Genomic DNA, 16,863 nt, shown 5'->3' with positions numbered 1-16,863 from the left:
CGCGGATTATCCTCGGATCGCCCAGAAGGCCAGGTTCAAGCCCGGGAACTGCCCGGCGATATGGAAGGCAAAGCCGCCGGAGTGGATCAACTGCTGCCAGTGCTCGCTGCCGCGGTCCAGCTCGTAGTAGGTGGAGCCGGCGTGATACGGGATCTGCCGTGGCGCCACCGGCAACGGCAGCAGGCCGATGCCCGGCAGTTGCAGGTTGACCAGGTCGCGGATGTGCTCCACCGAGCCGACCTTGCTCTGCTGGCCGAAGCGCGCGCGCAGGGTTTCGCCCGGTACATCGGCACGCACCACGAGGATGAAGCTGGCGCTGTCGATCAGGGTTTTATCCGCCAGCATCGCCACATGCACGCCGTAGGCTTTCTCGACAATCGGGATCGGCGTGGCCTTGCTGTCGATCAGCATCGACAGCGCTTCACGCAGGGCCTGCATCACCGGGGCGAAGCTCAGCGCCAGGTCGTCGTGCTGGTAGCGCGGGTATTCTTCGGGGCGCCGGCCCGAGGTGGAGAAGGTTGAGAACTCGCCGGCCAGGCTGACCAGTTCACTGAACAAGCGCTCCGGGTGCAGCGGGCTCAACTGGCTCAGGTGCTGGATCAGCGGCTGGGCGCGGTTGACCAGTTGCAGCAGCATGAAGTCGGCGATCTCCGAGGCGCCCCCGGCGCCCGAGGCCACCACCCGCCCGGCCAGGGCTTCGCCACGCTGGTGCAGCAGGCCCAGCAGTTCACTGCGAAACGCCGTCAGCGGCTTGCTCGCCGCCACATCGAGCACCGGCGGGATGTAGCTGTCATCCAGCACCAGGGCGCGGTCGGCGCGTTTTTCCTTGATGCGCACCAGGCCGATGGCGGCGTAGTCGCTGACGCCATCGGCGGCAGTCAGCAAGCGCAAGGCCCGGGAGCCGACGGCCACCGGCGCGCGGTTCTCGAAGGGTGCGTTGTCATCCCGCACCTCGCGCACCTGGCTCAGGTAACGCGCAGCGCCCAGGGGCTCGCCTTCGTCCACCGTATCGCGGGCACCGGCACGCTTGAGGGGCAAGGCCAGGTACACCAGGCCGTCACGCAGGTTGTCGTCGATATTCAGCGGGCTCGGCGCCAGGTCGTCCTGGGGAATATTGAACGGGGTGCCATCGGGCAACAAGCCACGGGCCGAGACAATGGCCAGCTTGCCCTGGGCCAGCAGGCCCTGGTCGAGCAGCAGTTCGCAAAACCCCCAGGCACCGGCCGCCAGCGGGCGGCTGCGGGCATCGATCAGGTTTTCCAGGTAACGGTCATGCTGCTGGAAGTGCTGCGTTCCGATGAACATGCCTTCCGACCAGACCACGCGATTGTTCCAGGACATGGGGGCTCCGATTGCTTCTTATTGGGCAGGGCTGGATGGGGAAACGCTGAGGTGCGCACGTACGGCGCGCACATCAAGGCTGATCTGGTATTGGCTGGCCTGGCGCGGCGTCACGCTGAACACCGTGCGCCATTGCGCGCGGTCCAGTTCGCGATAGCCCACCAGCAAGCCGATCTGCCGGGTGGCCGGGTCAAGGTCGCGCTGGATGCTCAGTTGCTGGCCAGGCTGGATCACCACTTCATCCTGGTCCAGCAGGTCCAGGCCGAGGGTCGGCTGGGCGCGATCGGCCAGGGCGAAGTAGTCGGCACGGCTGAAGGCTGCGGCGTTTTTCAGCTCGAAAATCCGTACCCGCACCGGGGCTGGCTGGCCCGTGGTGCCGGGGTTGAGCCCAGCGATGGCATGGAAGTGCAGTTCGACGCGGGTGCTGTCGATGTGTGCCTCTGGCGCCTGGGGCGGCGCGACATCCTTGGCACAGGCCGTCAGCAGCAACAGGCTGGCGGCTGCGAGTAAAAACCTGGAAATCATCCTGCGTCCTCAATGACGTATGTGGCTGTCCGTTGTTCCAGTTTCAGCGCCGCTGTCGTGCGCTGTGTGCTTCATAGGCCCGGCTGAATTCACGGCCGAACAGGTCCTGGAAGTCCTCCTGGGCCTCACGGGAAATACTGTTGTAGAGCTCGGTGAACTGTTGCCAGTACTGGGCCTGGCGCGAACCGTTGAACAGGCTCGACAGCCCGCCGGGCTTGCCCATGCGCGTTTCCAACTGCGCGGGCTCAAAGCGCGTCAGCAGATGTTGGATGGCCGCCTCGACACCGGCCATTACCGCCAGTTGGTGGGCACGCAGGTCGTCGAAACTGTCGCGCACCGCCAGGTCCGGCGCCATAAACGCCTGGTTGCCGTGACGAAGCAGCAGCAGTAACGCTTCGTCGGCATTCGGTGCGAATTTCAACGGGTTGTTTTCCACCGGCTGGATCGTCGTCTGCTGCATGCGGAACTCGCCCTTGAGGCTGCTGCGCGCACGCAATACGTCGATCAGGCCTTCGACCATCAGCCGGTAGCTGCGGCCAATGCTTTCCATCTGCGCCTCGGCCTGGGCCTTGTCCAGGCGCAGTTGATCCAGACCGGCACCGCGCAGGAAGGCTTGTAGCAAATCGGTTGGGTTGGCATCTGCCACGGGGAGCGGGGGCTCGACCACAGGTGGCGCGGGGGGAGGCTCAGGCGGTGCGCTGATTGGCGGCGCGGGTGTTGTCCCCAACAGATCCCAGTCTTCTGGAATCACCGAACCCGCAGTCACCGGCTGCTCGGGCGCAGGCACGCTAACGGCGATGGGCGGGCGAAAATCATGCTGTTCAGCCGGCACATGGTCAGGCTGGGTGGCCGGTGGCACGGCCGTGGGCGCGAGGAAATCGAACAGGTCCGGCAGCGTGTCCATCGACGACGCGCCCTGGAACTGCGGGGCAATCACCGGGGTCGGCAGCGGCGTGGCCACGGCTCCACTGTGTCGCCCCATCAGCGCTTCAAAACTGTTGGAGGCGTCACCGGCGAAAGGCAGGCTGCCTGTCACATTCACGCCGGAATCAATCCGTGCCTGGATTTCGTAATCGCCGATCCGAATCAACTCACCGTCTTGCAATGGCTCGCTATTTCCCCGGCGCAGACGAATACCGGCATTAACCAATTCCACACCGTTGGTACTGTTATCGGTCAGGTAGTAACGACCATCTTTGTATTGAATAACGCAATGTTGCGCGGAGACCAATCGCTCGGGATCGGGCAATATCCAGTCGTTTTCACTGGAGCGGCCAATTGCCATCACTCCATTATCCATGGACTTTTCCGGGCATTGACCTGGGGTGATCTTGTGATAACTAGTGATAGTCAAACACAGCGACATCTTGCCTCCTTGCTGAACCTCGCGCACGGCCGACCCAAGGGAAACACCTTCCCAAGCACCACCCGCCAAATCCTTGAAACAACCTATAAAAGCCATCTTTATCAGCATGATCACTGATTTTAACTGGCTCTTGTGACAAAAAACCTCCAGCGGTGCCTGTATTGACTCATGGGTCGCACAGGTTGTTAAGCACCGCACATCTGTCACATGGGACGAATAGCTTACCTTGACAACGCCTAACTACTACACCAAAAATGCACAACTTCTTGAAGATAAGTAGTGGCACATTGAAATCAATGCGCTGAGCCGACCAAGAAACCATGCCGATAAAGTGCGCAACTAGCTGCGCAACTAACGCATGAACTGCCCGAGACTAACTGGGCGATATGGAGATCGAATTTAGTGGATGTGCCGTTGCTGCTCGCCGCTGTTTGCGCGACTTCGCCGTGTGGCGAAGACTTGGAATATGACGCGGATTTCCTGCAATTGGAACGTGCTGCCCAGGGTCAACCCGAGCGCAGCATGGGCGATGCCATTTTGCCCGCCGAGCCACCCGAGTGGCGTAGTATCCAGCAACAAAGCCTGGACCTGCTGCAACGCAGCAAAGACCTGCGCATCACCCATTTCCTGCTGCAAAGCTCCCTCGCCCTGCAAGGCGTCGGCGGGCTGGCCAGCGCCCTGACCCTGATCAGCGAACTGCTCCAGCAGTACTGGGCCGAGCTGCATCCGCGCCTGGATGCCGATGACGACAACGACCCCACCGTGCGCATCAACGCCCTCGCCGGCTTGACCTGCGACACGAACATCCGCCTGCTGCGCGAAAGCGTCCTCACGCGCTCGCGAGCGTTCGGCCCCGTGAGCCTGCGTGGTGCCCTGAACGCCAGCGGCCTGCAAGGGTTTCCCGGCGAAAGCCTCGGTGCCGAGCAACTGGCCGGGGCCTTTCTCGACAGCGACCCAGAGCAGCTGCAAGCCACCCACGCCGCCCTCGTCGAGGCCCGTGCGGCCTGTGAAACCATTGAAAAATATGTCAGCGAGCAAGTCGGTTCCGCCCAGGGCGTGGACCTCGGCCCGCTCAAGCAGTTGCTCAAGCAGGCCCTGCAGATTTTCAGCCAGTTCGCAGCGCAAAGCGGCGACAGCCGTGAACCCGAGGTGGTCAGTGACGACAGCCACGCCTCGGTCGGACACGCTGGCGCCCCTGCCGCACCCCGCAATACTGGCGAGATCGCCAGCCGCGACGAGGTGCTGCGCGAGCTGGACCGGATCCTGGCGTACTACACCCGGCACGAGCCTTCCAGCCCGCTGCCGGTGCTGTTGAACCGGGCGAAAAACCTGGTGCACGCCGATTTTGCGGCCATCGTGCGCAATCTGATTCCCGACGGCATGTCCCAATTTGAAAACCTGCGCGGCCCGGACGGCGAGTAAGTCGCCAGGCTTTGCAGTAACAACACCGTCGCTCAAGCGACCAGGAGCAGCAACGTGGCGAAGCAAAGTTCTCAGAAATTCATCGCGCGCAACCGCGCGCCTCGAGTGCAGATCGAGTACGACGTCGAGCTTTACGGCGCCGAGAAAAAGGTCCAGCTGCCCTTCGTGATGGGTGTGATGGCCGACCTCGCCGGCAAGCCCGCCGAGCCTCTGGCTCCGGTGGCAGACCGCAAGTTCCTTGAAGTGGACGTCGACAACTTCGACTCACGCCTCAAGGCCATGCAGCCGCGCGTGGCATTCCACGTACCCAACGAACTGACCGGCGAAGGCAACCTGAGCCTGGACATCACCTTTGAAAGCATGGACGACTTCAGCCCGGCTGCCGTAGCGCGCAAGGTCGACTCGCTGAACAAGCTGCTCGAAGCCCGTACCCAGCTGGCCAACCTGCTGACCTACATGGACGGCAAGACTGGCGCTGAAGAAATCATCATGAAGGCGATCAAGGACCCGGCATTGCTGCAGGCCCTTGCGAGCGCGCCCAAACCTGCTGGGGACCAGTAATCATGAGCGAGAATACCGCCCGCGAAGGCGCACAGAACCTGGGCGCCACCGAAGAAACCAGCGAGTTCGCCTCGCTGTTGCTGCAAGAATTCAAGCCCAAGACCGAGCGTGCCCGCGAAGCCGTCGAGACCGCCGTGCGCACCCTGGCCGAGCAGGCCCTGGCGCAGACGGACCTGGTGTCCAACGACGCGATCAAGTCGATTGAATCGATCATCGCCGCCATCGACGCCAAGCTCACCGCCCAGGTCAACCAGGTCATCCATCACCCGGATTTCCAACAGCTGGAAAGCGCCTGGCGCGGCCTGCACTACCTGGTCAACAACACCGAGAGCGATGAGCAACTGAAGATTCGCGTGCTCAATATCTCCAAGACCGACCTGCACAAGACCCTGAAGAAATTCAAGGGCACCGCGTGGGACCAGAGCCCGATCTTCAAGAAGATGTACGAGGAAGAGTACGGCCAGTTCGGCGGCGAACCATACGGTTGCCTGGTGGGCGATTACTACTTCGACCAGTCGCCACCCGATGTGGAACTGCTGGGCGAGCTGTCGAAAGTCTGCGCCGCCATGCACTCGCCGTTCATCGCCGCCGCGTCGCCGACCGTGATGGGCATGGGCTCGTGGCAGGAACTGTCGAACCCGCGCGACCTGACCAAGATCTTCACCACCCCGGAATACGCCGGCTGGCGCTCGCTGCGTGAGTCGGAAGACGCGCGCTATATCGGCCTGACCATGCCGCGCTTCCTTGCGCGCCTGCCGTATGGCGCCAAGACCGACCCGGTGGAAGCCTTCGCCTTTGAAGAAAACACCGACGGTGCCGACAGCTCCAAGTACACCTGGGCCAACGCCGCGTACGCGATGGCGGTGAACATCAACCGTTCGTTCAAACACTTCGGCTGGTGCTCGCGCATTCGTGGCGTGGAGTCCGGCGGTGAAGTGGAAAACCTGCCGGCCCACACCTTCCCTACCGATGACGGTGGTGTGGACATGAAGTGCCCGACCGAAATCGCCATCAGCGACCGCCGTGAAGCGGAACTGGCGAAGAACGGTTTCATGCCGCTGCTGCACAAGAAAAACACCGACTTCGCCGCGTTCATCGGCGCCCAGTCGTTGCAGAAACCGGCCGAATACGACGACCCGGACGCCACCGCCAACGCCAACCTGGCCGCGCGCCTGCCGTACCTGTTCGCCACCTGCCGTTTCGCTCACTACTTGAAGTGCATCGTGCGCGACAAGATCGGTTCCTTCAAAGAGAAGGACGAGATGCAGCGCTGGTTGCAGGACTGGATCCTCAACTACGTCGACGGGGATCCTGCGCACTCCACCGAAACCACCAAGGCCCAGCACCCGTTGGCCGCCGCCGAGGTGATCGTGGAAGACGTCGAGGGCAACCCGGGGTATTACAACTCCAAGTTCTACCTGCGCCCGCACTACCAGCTCGAAGGGCTGACCGTGTCGTTGCGCCTGGTATCGAAACTGCCTTCGGCAAAAAGCGCGTAAGCAATTCGCTCGTTCCCACGCTCCGCGTGGGAATGCCGCCCGGGATGCTCTGCGTCCCAGTGACGCAGAGCGTCACAGGATGCGTTACCACGCAGAGCGTGGGAACGATCACCCAATCAAGTGGCATCGGCCACACAGGGAGAAAACATGGCTGTTGATATTTTCATCAAGATCGGCGACATCAAGGGCGAGTCCATGGACAAGGCCCACAAGGACGAAATCGACGTGCTGAACTGGAGCTGGGGCATGGCCCAGTCCGGCAACATGCACGTTGGCAGTGGCGGCGGCGCGGGCAAGGTGAATATCCAGGACCTGTCGCTGACCAAGTACGTGGACAAGGCTTCGCCCAACCTGATGATGCATTGCGCCAGCGGCAAGCACATCGACAAGGTCAAGCTGACCGTGCGCAAGGCCGGCGGCGAAAGCCAGGTCGAGTACATGATCATCAACCTCGAAGAAGTGCTGATCACGTCCCTGAGCACCGGCGGTTCGGGCAGCGATGATCGCCTGACCGAAAACGTCACCCTGAACTTTGCCCAGGTGATGGTCGACTACCAGCCGCAGAAAGCCGACGGCACCAAGGACGGCGGCCCGATCAAGTTCGGCTGGAATATCCGTTCCAACACCAAGCGTTGATACGAAGACCCCCGGCGCCACACGCCGGGGGTTTTTGGTGCTTGCTCGAATTTCGACCTTCCTCTTTTCGGTATCTGAGTCATGGCCAAACCTTCGTTTATTAATTTGTGGAAGGCGTATTCCGATATTTTGGTAGCGCATCCAGACGCCAAACCTTGCGACGGTCCTTGGGACAACCAATGCGCCATCCGCATGAGTATTACCCTCAACGCAGAGCTGACTATCAAGGTCAACAAATCCACCTATACCGAACCCAAATGCTCCCATGGACACGCGCGAGGTGCTGAGTCCCTGGCAAACTGGTTGTGGAAGCATCACTTGGGGCGCCCAACTATCCTTGGAGGCAGCTCAGAAGAACGCCGCAAGTTGATGGATAAAAAAGGCCTGGTTTTCTTCAAGGATTGCTTCCAACAACTGGGCGAGTCTCCCGACAGCCGCACTGGCGATCACATCGACCTTTGGAACCGTGGCATCACCGCTAGCCGGTATGACGATCCCGCCTACCGATCAAGAGCCATCTGGTTCTGGGAGCTCGTATGATCAGAGTTCATCATTTTGCGTTTATTGGCTGCTTATTAAGCCTCTCTGCATGTGCCGAGCCCCAAGATCAAACAGCGACGCCATCCGTTGCCGCGGACCAGGTCGTCTCAATGGGCGGGCAACTCCTGACCCTGGAAAACGACCAGCAGCGCTGCGTATTGCGCAAACCAGACCAAAGCATGTTGCCACTCGACATGCCATGGCCCTGCCAATTTACGGTCGACCGACAAGGCAAATCGCATGTCGAGACCTTCGGCAAGGTTCCCATTGTGATCGTTATTCATACAGCGAAAGATCCTGAGAACACTGACCAGTGTCGCTCTGAGTACCGCGCCATACGCCAGATCAATGGCCAACTCGAACCGTCAATAATTGCTCGTGGCGGTAGTTGTATGGTTGGCACAGGTGATCAGAAAAATTACACGGGCCTATTCATTTGGTAACCGAAATCGCCACCCGCGACCGCCTGCAACCGTCCCTATTGGACCGGTTGACCGACGACGAGCCGAGCAATCCCAAGGAAAGCGCGGACAAGCGCGTGCTGTCCCTGACCCAGCTCAAAGCCTCGGTGCTGCGGGACCTGGCGTGGCTGCTCAATACCACCTCGCTGCTCAACGCCGATGCCACGCTGCACACCCCGGCCGGGACGTCAGTGGTCAATTACGGGCTGCCGGCGCTGGCGGGCAACAGTGCGTCGAGCGTCGATATCAATGCCCTGGAAGCTCTGATCTACCAGGCGATTGCCACCTTTGAGCCGCGCATCCTGCGCCACACCCTGCGGGTCAAGGCGCGGGTGGCCCATGGCGAGATGAATCACAACGCCCTGAGTTTCGAGATCGAAGGCGACCTGTGGGCGCAGCCGGTGCCCTTGCGCCTGTTGCTGCAAACCGATCTGGACCTGGAGTCCGGCCATGTGCGCGTGGTCAACGCCGACCAGCGGAGGCGCCCATGAACCCGCGCCTGCTGGAGCTGTATAACCAGGAACTGCACCACGTGCGCGAGAGCGCGGCGGAGTTCGCCAAGGAATACCCGAAGATCGCCAGTCGGCTGACCCTGTCCGGCATGGACTGTGCCGACCCGTACGTCGAGCGTTTGCTCGAAGGCTTCGCTTATCTCACCGCCCGGGTGCAGCTCAAGCTCGATGCCGAGTACCCGACCTTCACCCACAATCTGCTGGAAATCGCCTACCCGCACTACCTGGCGCCGACCCCGTCGATGACCGTGGTGCAATTGCAGGCCGATCCCGATGAGGGCTCGCTGGCCAGCGGTTTCCCATTGCCCCGCGATACCGTGCTGCGCGCCGCCCTGGGCCGCGAAACCCAGACCTGCTGCGAGTACCGCACCGCGCACCCGGTGATGTTGTGGCCGTTGCAGGTCAGCCAGGCCGATTACTTCGGCAACCCATCCGCCGTGCTCGGGCGCCTGGCCGCCAGCGAACCCAAAGCCAAGGCCGGTTTGCGCCTGACCCTGCGCACCGGCGCCGAGCTGCCCTTCAACAGCCTGGCCCTGGACAACCTGCCGCTGTACCTGAGCGGCGCCGATGAGCAGCCGTTCCGCCTCTACGAGCAATTGCTGGGCAATGTGTGCGCGGTGTTTGCGCGCCAGCCCGGCGGTGACTGGGTGGAGCGCCTGCCGCAGGACGCCCTGCGTCCGCGTGGGTTCGACGACGCCGAGGCGGCGATGCCAGTGGTATCGCGGGCGTTCCAGGGTTATCGCCTGTTGCAGGAATACTTCGCCCTGCCCCATCGCTATCTGTTCGTCGAATTCGCCGAGCTGAGCCGCGCCGTACAGCGCTGCGATGGCCAGGAGCTGGAGTTGGTCGTGCTGTTCGACCGCCACGACCCAAGCCTGGAAGGCAGTGTGGGCGCCGCGCAATTTGTGCCGTTCTGTACCCCGGCGATCAACCTGTTCCCCAAGCGCGTGGACCGGATTCACTTGTCCGAACGGGTCAACGAACACCATGTGATTGCCGACCGCACCCGGCCCATGGACTTCGAGATCCACTCCCTGAGCGGCATCACCGGCCATGGCAGCGGGCCGGAACAAGCCTTTTTGCCGTTCTATGCCGTGCGTGATCCATCGCGCTACGGTCGCGACCAGTCTTACTACAGCGTGCGCCGCGAGCCACGGGTGCTGTCCAGCGACCAGCGGCGCAATGGCCCGCGCTCCACCTATGTGGGCAGCGAGACCTTTGTCAGCCTGGTGGACAGCCAGCAGGCGCCTTACCGTCACGACCTGCGCCAATTGGGCGTGACTGCGCTGTGCACCAACCGCGACCTGCCACTGTTCATGAGCGTGGGCAACGGCAAGACCGACTTCACCCTGGCCGACAGCGCCCCGGTGCTGGCAGTGCGTTGCGTCGCCGGGCCCAGCCGCCCGCGCGCCAGCCACGCCCATGATGCCAAGGCCTGGCGCCTGATCAGCCAGTTGTCGCTCAACTACCTGTCCCTCAGCGAGGGCCAGGGTGCCGCCGCGCTGCGTGAACTGCTGCGCCTGTACGGCGACAGCAACGACGCCGCCCTGCAATTGCAGATCGAAGGCCTGCGCGAGGTCAGCAGCAAAGCGGTGACCCGCCGTCTGCCGATGCCCGGCCCGATCGTGTTTGGTCGTGGCCTGGAGATCACCCTGGAATTTGATGAAAACGCGTTTCGCGGCACCGGGGTGTTCCTGCTCGGTGCGGTGCTGGAACGGTTCCTGGCGCGTTACGTGTCGATCAACAGTTTTACCGAGACGGTGATCCGTACCACCGAACGCGGCGAGATCATGCGATGGAAAGCCAAGCCCGGACGACGTCCGACCCTGTGAGTACCCTGGAAGCGATGCACCAGGAGCCCTGGGAATATGACTTCTTCCAGGCGCTGCGCCGTATCGAGTGCGAATCGCCCCACCTGCCGCGCCTGGGGCATTCCCTACGTCTGGCCGATGACCCGTTGCGCCTCGGGCAACAGGCTGACTGCACGTTCGCCCCGGCCACCCTGGCCTCGGTGAGCCCTGGCGGCGACGGCACACCTGCGCGCCTGGAGCAGTTCTTTTTCGGCCTCGGCGGCCCCAACGGCCCGCTGCCGCTGCACATCACCGAGTACGTGCGCGAACGCCAGCGCAACAACGCCGACAGCACCAGCAAGCGCTTCCTGGATGTGTTCCACCACCGCCTGCTGACCCTGTTCTACCGGGCCTGGGCCGAAGCGCGGCCAACCGTCAGCCATGACCGGCCCGACGATGACTACTGGTCCGCGCGCCTCGCCGCCTTGAGTGGCCGGGGTATGCCCAGCCTGCTTGAGCAGGGCCTGATCCCGGACACGGCGAAGCTGCACTACAGCGGCCATCTCTCGGCGCAAACCCGCTACCCGGACGGCCTGAAGGCGATTCTCGGCGAGTATTTCGGCCTGCCGGTGGAGATTGAAGAGTACGTCGGCCAATGGCTGGAGCTGCCCGAACGCAGCCGGGTCAGCGTCAGCGCCAATCAGTTGGGGGTGGACTTTTGCCTGGGCAGCCATGTGTGGGACCGCCAGCACAAATTCCGCATCCGCCTGGGCCCGCTCACGCTGGATGACTACATGGGCATGTTGCCCGGCAGCCAGCCGTTCAATGAGCTGGTGGCCTGGGTAGCCGAGTACCTGGGCCATGAACTGGACTGGGACCTGAACCTGATTCTTCAACAACCGCAAGTGCCGTCGTTGCAACTCAACGGGCAGTTCCGGTTGGGTTTCAACACCTGGCTCGGCCAACCCGGGCAGGACGCCAACGACCTAATCCTGGCCCGGCATTACGCCGATCAGGCCACCACCTCAAGGAATCCAGAGCATGGGTGAAATCAGTCGCGCCGCACTGTTCGGCAAACTCAACAGCGTGGCCTACAAGGCCATCGAAGCCGCCACGGTGTTCTGCAAATTGCGCGGTAACCCCTACGTGGAGCTGGCCCACTGGTTTCACCAGTTGCTGCAACTGCAGGACTCGGACCTGCATCGCCTCATCCGCCAGTTCAACCTCGAGCCGGCGCGCCTGGCCCGTGACCTGACTGAGGCCCTGGACCGCCTGCCCCGGGGCTCGACCTCGATCACCGACCTGTCGTCCCACGTGGAAGAAGCCGTAGAGCGTGGCTGGGTGTACGGCAGCCTGATGTTTGGCGAAAGCCAGGTGCGCACCGGCTACCTGGTGCTGGGCATTTTGAAGACGCCAAGCCTGCGGCATGCGCTGCTGGGTTTGTCGTCCGAGTTCGACAAGATCAAGGCCGAGGCCCTGAGCGAGCGTTTTGACGAATACGTCGGCGATTCGCCGGAAAATGCCCTGAGTGCCAGCGACGGTTTCAACGCCGGAGCCGTGCCGGGCGAAGCCAGCGGCGCCATGGCCCCGAGTGCCATGGGCAAGCAGGAAGCCCTCAAGCGTTTCACCGTGGACCTGACCGAGCAGGCGCGCAGCGGCAAGCTCGACCCGATCGTGGGCCGTGATGAAGAGATCCGCCAACTGGTGGATATCCTGATGCGTCGGCGCCAGAACAACCCAATCCTCACCGGCGAGGCCGGGGTGGGCAAGACAGCGGTGGTCGAAGGCTTTGCCCTGCGCATCGTCGCCGGCGACGTGCCGCCAGCCCTGAAAGATGTAGAACTGCGCAGCCTGGATGTGGGCCTGCTGCAAGCCGGCGCCAGCATGAAAGGCGAATTTGAACAGCGCCTGCGCCAGGTCATCGAAGACGTCCAGGCCTCGCCAAAACCGATCATCCTGTTTATCGACGAGGCCCACACCCTGGTGGGTGCCGGTGGCGCCGCCGGCACCGGTGATGCGGCCAACCTGCTCAAGCCGGCCCTGGCCCGTGGCACCTTGCGCACGGTGGCGGCCACCACCTGGGCCGAGTACAAGAAGCACATCGAGAAAGACCCGGCCCTGACCCGCCGCTTCCAGGTGGTGCAGGTGGCCGAGCCGTCGGAAGACAAGGCGCTGCTGATGATGCGCGGCGTGGCCTCGACCATGGAAAAACACCACCAGGTGCAGATCCTTGATGAAGCCCTGGAAGCCTCGGTGAAGCTGTCCCACCGCTATATTCCGGCGCGCCAGTTGCCGGATAAATCCGTGAGCCTGCTGGACACCGCCTGCGCCCGCGTCGCCATCAGCCTGCACGCGGTGCCGGCCGAGGTGGACGACAGTCGCCGCCGTATCGAAGCCCTGGAAACCGAGCTGCAAATCATCGCCCGCGAGCATGCCATCGGTATTGCCATTGGCACTCGTCAAACCCACAGCGAAGCCTTGCTGACGGCCGAGCGCGAGCGCCTGGCAACCCTGGAAAGCCGCTGGGCCGACGAGAAAACCCTGGTGGACGAGCTGCTCGCCACCCGGGCGACCCTGCGCGAGAAGGCTGGCGTTGTCGACAGCGGCAACGACGCCTTACGCGCACAACTGGTGGACCTGCAACAACGCCTCAGCGCCCTGCAAGGTGAAACTCCGTTGATCCTGCCGACCGTGGATTACCAGGCCGTGGCCTCGGTGGTTGCCGACTGGACCGGCATCCCGGTGGGCCGTATGGCACGCAATGAACTGGAGACGGTGCTCAACCTCGACCAGCACCTGAAAAAGCGCATCATCGGCCAGGACCATGCGTTGCAGATGATCGCCAAGCGCATCCAGACCTCCCGCGCCGGCCTCGACAACCCGAGCAAGCCGATTGGCGTGTTCATGCTGGCCGGCACCTCGGGCGTGGGCAAGACCGAAACCGCCCTGGCCCTGGCCGAAGCCATGTACGGCGGCGAGCAGAACGTGATCACCATCAACATGAGCGAGTTCCAGGAAGCCCATACCGTGTCCACCCTCAAGGGCGCGCCACCGGGCTATATCGGCTATGGCGAAGGCGGCGTGCTGACCGAAGCCGTGCGGCGCAAACCCTACAGCGTGGTGCTGCTGGACGAGGTGGAAAAAGCCCACCCGGACGTGCATGAGATTTTCTTCCAGGTGTTCGACAAGGGCGTGATGGAGGACGGCGAAGGCCGGGTGATCGACTTCAAGAACACCTTGATCCTGCTGACCACCAACGCCGGCACCGAGCTGATTTCCCACGTCTGCAAAGACCCGGCAAACGTGCCCGACCCGGAAGACATCGCCAAGGCCCTGCGCCAGCCGCTGCTGAAGATCTTCCCGCCGGCCCTGCTCGGGCGCCTGGTGACGATTCCGTATTACCCGCTCAGCGACGTGATGCTCAAGGCGATCACCCGCCTGCAACTGGACCGCATCAAGAAGCGTGTAGAGAACACCCACAAAGTCGCGTTCGACTACGACGACGGGGTGATCGACCTGATCGTCTCGCGCTGCACCGAAACCGAAAGCGGCGGACGGATGATCGACACCATCCTCACCAACAGCCTGCTGCCGGACATGAGCCGCGAGTTCCTTACGCGCATGCTCGAAGGCAAGGCGCTGGCGGGGGTGCGGATCGGCACGCGGGATAACGAATTGCACTACACCTTCAGCGACGCCGGATAACGACTGCTGGAATGTGCTCAATGTGGGAGCTGGCTTGCCTGCTCCCACATAGAACCAGCTCCTACAGTTGATTCGGTTTCGTCAGTAAAGACGACACTTACGGGACAACCGATGCTTTTCAACCAAGCCTCACGCCTGGCCAAGATCACCAGCCCCCTGGGGCCGGATGTGCTGCTGCTCAATGAAATGGGCGGCGGCGAAGAGTTGGGACGGCTGTTCAACTACGAGCTGCAACTCAACTCGCTGGACGCCAACATCGACCTCAACCAGCTGCTGGGCAAACCGATGAGCGTCAGCCTGCAACTGGCGGACGGCGGCGAGCGGTATTTCCATGGGCTCGTCGCCCGTTGCAGCCAGAACATCGACCAGGGCCAGTTCGCCAGTTACCAGGTGACATTGCGCCCATGGCTGTGGCTGCTGAGCCGTACCTCCGACTGCCGGATTTTCCAGAACCTGAGCATCCCGCAGATCATCAAGCAGGTGTTCCGCGACCTGGGCTTTTCCGACTTTGAAGACGCCCTGAGCCGGCCGTATCGCGAGTGGGAATACTGCGTGCAGTACCGCGAGACCAGCTTCGATTTCGTCAGCCGCCTGATGGAACAGGAAGGCATCTACTACTTCTTCCGCCACGAGCAGGACCGCCATGTGCTGGTGCTGGCCGACGCCTATGGCGCCCACGCCACGGTGCCCGGCTACACCTCGGTGCCTTACTACCCCAAGGACGAGCAGCAGCGCGAACGCGACCATATGCACAACTGGCACCTGGCGCAGGAAGTGCAGCCCGGCTCCCTGGAGCTCAACGACTACGATTTCCAGCGCCCCAGCGCCAGCATCGACGTGCGCTCGGCCATGCCACGCCCGCACACCGCCGGCGACTACCCGCTGTACGACTACCCCGGCACCTACGTCAAAAGCGAAGACGGCGAACACTACGCACGCACCCGCATCGAAGCCCTGCAAACCCTGCACGAACAAGTGGAGTTCAGCGGTAACGCACGGGGCCTGGGCTCCGGCCATCTGTTCAGCCTCACCGGCTTCAGCCGCCGCGACCAGAACCGCGAATACTTGATCCTCGGCGCCCGCTACTACATCACCCAGGAACGCCTGGAGTCCGGTGGCGGCGCGGCGTCGGCGCAGTTCGACAGCAGCCTGACCTGCATCGACGCGCAACAGAGCTTCCGCCCACTGGCCAATACCCATCGCCCCATCGTCAAAGGCCCGCAGACCGCGCTGGTGGTCGGGCCCAAGGGCGAGGAAATCTGGACCGACCAATATGGCCGGGTGAAGGTGCATTTTTATTGGGACCGCCACGACCAGTCCAATGAAAACAGCTCCTGCTGGATTCGCGTCTCGCAGTCCTGGGCCGGCAAGAACTGGGGCTCGATGCAGATCCCACGCATTGGCCAGGAAGTGATTGTGAGCTTCCTGGAAGGCGACCCGGACCGGCCGATCATTACCGGGCGGGTGTACAACGCCGAACAGACGGTGCCCTACGACCTGCCGGAAAACGCCACCCAGAGCGGGATGAAAAGCCGTTCCAGCAAGGGTGGCAGCCCGGCGAACTTCAATGAAATCCGCATGGAAGACAAGAAGGGCCTGGAGCAGTTGTACATCCATGCCGAGCGCAATCAGGACATCGTGGTGGAAGTGGATGAAAGCCACTCGGTGGGGCATGACCGCAACAAGAGCATTGGGCATAACGAGACGGTGACCATCGGCAACAACCGCCTGCGCATCGTCAAGCAGGAAGACATCCTCTCCGTTGGCCAGAAAAAAACCGACAGCATCAGCCAGAGCTATGTCATCGAGGTCGGCGAAAACCTGCGCCTGGTGTGCGGGGAAAGCATCCTCGAATTGAACGCCAGCGGGCAGATCAACCTCACGGGCGTGCAAATCAGCTTCTACGCCAGCGGCGACGCCGAATTCAACACCGGCGGCGTGCTGCACCTGAACAACGGCGGCGGGCCTGGCGCCACACCGGATGGCCAAGGCATAAAAACCAGCATCGACGCCAATATCAAAGCCGCATTCCCCGCGCCTAAAAGCTCCTGACGAGACCTGTTTGCCATGACGTACCGCATCAACGAATTCCAGTTTCAACTGCCCGCCGGCGAGCTGCAGGACGCGACGATCAATATCCTCAAGTTCCCGGAACTGGGGACCTCCCTGATCGTCAGCCGCAGCCTGCTGGCAGAAGGCGAAACCTTGCACAGCAACTTCGACGACCAGCTCAAGCGCCTGGAAAAACAAGTGCAGGACCTGCGCTGCCTGCCCAGCGTGCCGGTACGCCTGGGTGCCGCCCAGGAGGTCGAAGGGATCGAGCTGCGTAGCCAGTTCAACAAGGGCAACGACAAGGTGTTCCAGTACCAGTTGGCCCTGGTGCTGCCGGGGACGCGCAAGATGCTCGCCTTGAGTTATGTGAAGGCGGACAAGCTGGGTGATGCCGAGGCGGCGCATTGGGCGACCATCAAGAACTCGTTGTCGTTCGACGTGCCTGCGTGATGG

The 16,863-nt window shown here is 62.5% G+C and carries 15 protein-coding genes; 12 read left to right on the top strand and 3 right to left on the bottom strand.

Features of this window, described 5'->3' with window-relative positions; all coding sequences use genetic code 11:
- Positions 1–6: 6 nt before the first annotated feature.
- From tssK to tagH, 3 genes are read right to left on the bottom strand one after another with little or no spacing between them, the layout of a single operon-like run.
- The gene (tssK, locus tag AC07W7_RS07365) at positions 7–1,341 is read right to left on the bottom strand and encodes a type VI secretion system baseplate subunit TssK (RefSeq protein WP_099169063.1); all 1,335 of its coding nucleotides are present in this window, start codon (positions 1,339–1,341) and stop codon (positions 7–9) included.
- Between the two features lie 18 nt (positions 1,342–1,359).
- Entirely contained in the window at positions 1,360–1,866 is a 507-nt protein-coding gene (gene tssJ / locus AC07W7_RS07360; RefSeq protein ID WP_495039015.1) for a type VI secretion system lipoprotein TssJ, read from the bottom strand.
- A gap of 43 nt (positions 1,867–1,909) precedes the next feature.
- Positions 1,910–3,232 carry a type VI secretion system-associated FHA domain protein TagH gene (gene tagH / locus AC07W7_RS07355; RefSeq protein ID WP_495039014.1) on the bottom strand — a complete coding sequence of 441 codons (1,323 nt, stop codon included), beginning with the start codon at positions 3,230–3,232 and terminating at the stop codon, positions 1,910–1,912.
- Between the two features lie 402 nt (positions 3,233–3,634).
- Here tagH and tssA point away from each other — a divergent pair, with 402 nt between their 5' ends.
- The 12 genes from tssA (at position 3,635) to AC07W7_RS07295 (ending at position 16,860) form a co-directional block, all read left to right on the top strand.
- On the top strand, positions 3,635–4,654 hold the full coding sequence (gene tssA / locus AC07W7_RS07350) for a type VI secretion system protein TssA (protein ID WP_169897410.1): 1,020 nt from the start codon (positions 3,635–3,637) through the stop codon (positions 4,652–4,654).
- 54 nt (positions 4,655–4,708) lie between these two features.
- A complete protein-coding gene (gene tssB / locus AC07W7_RS07345; protein ID WP_010168268.1) occupies positions 4,709–5,215 on the top strand; it encodes a type VI secretion system contractile sheath small subunit in 507 nt (168 codons plus the stop codon).
- 2 nt (positions 5,216–5,217) lie between these two features.
- Positions 5,218–6,714 carry a type VI secretion system contractile sheath large subunit gene (gene tssC, locus AC07W7_RS07340; RefSeq protein WP_169866524.1) on the top strand — a complete coding sequence of 499 codons (1,497 nt, stop codon included), beginning with the start codon at positions 5,218–5,220 and terminating at the stop codon, positions 6,712–6,714.
- Between the two features lie 147 nt (positions 6,715–6,861).
- Positions 6,862–7,350 carry an Hcp family type VI secretion system effector gene (locus AC07W7_RS07335; RefSeq protein ID WP_029289879.1) on the top strand — a complete coding sequence of 163 codons (489 nt, stop codon included), beginning with the start codon at positions 6,862–6,864 and terminating at the stop codon, positions 7,348–7,350.
- 81 nt (positions 7,351–7,431) lie between these two features.
- Positions 7,432–7,890 (top strand): type VI secretion system amidase effector protein Tae4, encoded by a 459-nt coding sequence (locus AC07W7_RS07330; RefSeq protein WP_495039013.1) that lies wholly within the window; start codon positions 7,432–7,434, stop codon positions 7,888–7,890.
- Entirely contained in the window at positions 7,887–8,333 is a 447-nt protein-coding gene (locus tag AC07W7_RS07325) for a hypothetical protein (RefSeq protein WP_495039012.1), read from the top strand. Before AC07W7_RS07330 ends, AC07W7_RS07325 begins: the two co-directional genes overlap by 4 nt.
- Positions 8,327–8,842: a type VI secretion system baseplate subunit TssE gene (gene tssE, locus AC07W7_RS07320; RefSeq protein WP_032856764.1), complete on the top strand. Its 516-nt coding sequence runs from the start codon at positions 8,327–8,329 to the stop codon at positions 8,840–8,842. Before AC07W7_RS07325 ends, tssE begins: the two co-directional genes overlap by 7 nt.
- A complete protein-coding gene (tssF, locus tag AC07W7_RS07315) occupies positions 8,839–10,695 on the top strand; it encodes a type VI secretion system baseplate subunit TssF (RefSeq protein WP_169866526.1) in 1,857 nt (618 codons plus the stop codon). Before tssE ends, tssF begins: the two co-directional genes overlap by 4 nt.
- Positions 10,659–11,702, top strand: a complete 1,044-nt coding sequence (gene tssG / locus AC07W7_RS07310) for a type VI secretion system baseplate subunit TssG (RefSeq protein ID WP_495039011.1) — start codon at positions 10,659–10,661, stop codon at positions 11,700–11,702. The genes tssF and tssG overlap by 37 nt, the downstream gene beginning before the upstream one ends.
- Positions 11,695–14,358: a type VI secretion system ATPase TssH gene (tssH, locus tag AC07W7_RS07305; RefSeq protein ID WP_495039010.1), complete on the top strand. Its 2,664-nt coding sequence runs from the start codon at positions 11,695–11,697 to the stop codon at positions 14,356–14,358. The genes tssG and tssH overlap by 8 nt, the downstream gene beginning before the upstream one ends.
- Before the next feature lie 111 nt (positions 14,359–14,469).
- Positions 14,470–16,410: a type VI secretion system Vgr family protein gene (locus tag AC07W7_RS07300; RefSeq protein WP_495039009.1), complete on the top strand. Its 1,941-nt coding sequence runs from the start codon at positions 14,470–14,472 to the stop codon at positions 16,408–16,410.
- 15 nt (positions 16,411–16,425) lie between these two features.
- Positions 16,426–16,860, top strand: a complete 435-nt coding sequence (locus AC07W7_RS07295; RefSeq protein ID WP_169866530.1) for a DcrB-related protein — start codon at positions 16,426–16,428, stop codon at positions 16,858–16,860.
- Positions 16,861–16,863: the final 3 nt, after the last annotated feature.

This window comes from Pseudomonas sp. GW821-FHT01D09, assembly GCF_059422465.1.
The sequence above is the reverse complement of the archived record's forward strand: the minus strand, read 5'-3'. Positions and strand labels throughout refer to the sequence as shown.

Bases quoted from the DNA above. Each gene is read 5' to 3' on its own strand.
- AC07W7_RS07325 (WP_495039012.1), top strand. From the start codon at position 7,887: ATGATCAGAGTTCATCATTTTGCGTTTATTGGCTGCTTATTAAGCCTC.
- tagH (WP_495039014.1), bottom strand. From the start codon at position 3,232: ATGTCGCTGTGTTTGACTATCACTAGTTATCACAAGATCACCCCAGGT.
- tssG (WP_495039011.1), top strand. From the start codon at position 10,659: ATGGAAAGCCAAGCCCGGACGACGTCCGACCCTGTGAGTACCCTGGAA.
- AC07W7_RS07295 (WP_169866530.1), top strand. From the start codon at position 16,426: ATGACGTACCGCATCAACGAATTCCAGTTTCAACTGCCCGCCGGCGAG.
- AC07W7_RS07330 (WP_495039013.1), top strand. From the start codon at position 7,432: ATGGCCAAACCTTCGTTTATTAATTTGTGGAAGGCGTATTCCGATATT.
- AC07W7_RS07335 (WP_029289879.1), top strand. From the start codon at position 6,862: ATGGCTGTTGATATTTTCATCAAGATCGGCGACATCAAGGGCGAGTCC.
- tssF (WP_169866526.1), top strand. From the start codon at position 8,839: ATGAACCCGCGCCTGCTGGAGCTGTATAACCAGGAACTGCACCACGTG.
- tssH (WP_495039010.1), top strand. From the start codon at position 11,695: ATGGGTGAAATCAGTCGCGCCGCACTGTTCGGCAAACTCAACAGCGTG.
- tssC (WP_169866524.1), top strand. From the start codon at position 5,218: ATGAGCGAGAATACCGCCCGCGAAGGCGCACAGAACCTGGGCGCCACC.
- tssJ (WP_495039015.1), bottom strand. From the start codon at position 1,866: ATGATTTCCAGGTTTTTACTCGCAGCCGCCAGCCTGTTGCTGCTGACG.
- tssK (WP_099169063.1), bottom strand. From the start codon at position 1,341: ATGTCCTGGAACAATCGCGTGGTCTGGTCGGAAGGCATGTTCATCGGA.
- AC07W7_RS07300 (WP_495039009.1), top strand. From the start codon at position 14,470: ATGCTTTTCAACCAAGCCTCACGCCTGGCCAAGATCACCAGCCCCCTG.